The organism is Paraburkholderia phymatum, assembly GCF_040965635.1.
GTDB classification, from domain to species: domain Bacteria; phylum Pseudomonadota; class Gammaproteobacteria; order Burkholderiales; family Burkholderiaceae; genus Paraburkholderia; species Paraburkholderia phymatum_B.
In genome coordinates, this window is sequence record NZ_JBFRCH010000103.1 from 1 (window position 1) to 1,193 (window position 1,193).

The 1,193-nt window shown below is 59.6% G+C and carries 1 protein-coding gene; it reads left to right on the top strand.

From position 1 onward, the window contains the following. Positions 1 to 70 precede the first annotated feature (70 nt). A complete protein-coding gene (locus AB4Y32_RS40340) occupies positions 71 to 1,048 on the top strand; it encodes an IS5 family transposase (RefSeq protein ID WP_439899908.1) in 978 nt (325 codons plus the stop codon). The last annotated feature ends 145 nt before the right edge of the window (positions 1,049 to 1,193 follow it).

Consider the following 1,193-nt stretch of genomic DNA (forward strand, 5'->3'; position numbering starts at 1 on the left):
GGCAATGCTGATCAAGTCCACCGTTCATGGCTGTCATGCGTTATTGCGTAGACATGCAACGGTAAAAAAAATGAAGAACCAACTGACACTGGCGATGGCGGTCGATCAATGCGGAGGATTCGGAGCGCAGCGCAAACCTACGCGACGCGAGGTGTTTCTCGATGAGATGAACCGGCTCGTGCCATGGGCGGCCTTGTGTGAAGTGGTGACCCCGTACTATCCGAAACGCGGCAATGGCCGCCCGCCGATTGCGCTGGAGCGCATGTTGCGGATTCATTTTGTGCAGCACTGGTTCAACCTTGCCGACCTTGCGTGCGAAGAGGCGCTGTACGACAGCCTCAGCCTGCGTGGTTTTGTAGGCATTGACCTTGGCAGCGAAACCGTTCCAGACGCCACGACACTGCTCAAGTTCCGGCACCTGCTTGAAGAGCACAAGCTGGGCGAGCGAATCTTCGCCGAGGTGGGTCGGGTGTTGCAGGCACGCGGTGCAAAGCTCAAGAGCGGCACGATCGTTGACGCTACGCTGATCGGCGCACCCTCTTCGACGAAGAACAGGGAGAAAGCGCGGGACCCCGAAATGCATCAGACGCGCAAGGGACAGCAGTGGTATTTCGGCATGAAGCTCCACGTCGGCGTTGATAGCCAGAGCGGGCTGGCGCATAGCGCGGTTGTCACGGCGGCCAATGTGCACGACAAGCACCCACTGCCACAGCTTCTGCACGGGCACGAGCAGCGGGTCTATGGCGACAGCGCGTACGCGAGCCAGAAAGCGCTGATCCATGGCAAGGCCCCGAAGGCTCGCGACTTCACGAATCAGCGCACGCGCCGCAAGGACAGCGTTGATGAAGTGGCGCGCCGCAGGAACCGCAACAAGTCGAAGATCCGCGCCCGCGTCGAACATGTGTTCGCCGTGGTCAAGCGGCTGTGGGGCTTCACGAAGGTACGTTATCGCGGTCTGGCGAAGAATGCCAATCGCGCCTTCGTTTCGCTCGCGCTAGCGAACCTTTACCTGTCGCGAGGTCGATTTACGGCACCGGTGCGCCCGTAGTGGGCGAAACACGGGTGAAAAGCCCGCGCAAAGCGCCTGCGGCGCGACCAAATGAACCGGAATGACCATTTTCATTGGTGATTCGGAAAGTTTACGCATGCGCCATCGCAATCAGTCGCGTTTACTCGGCTTGATCAGCATTGCC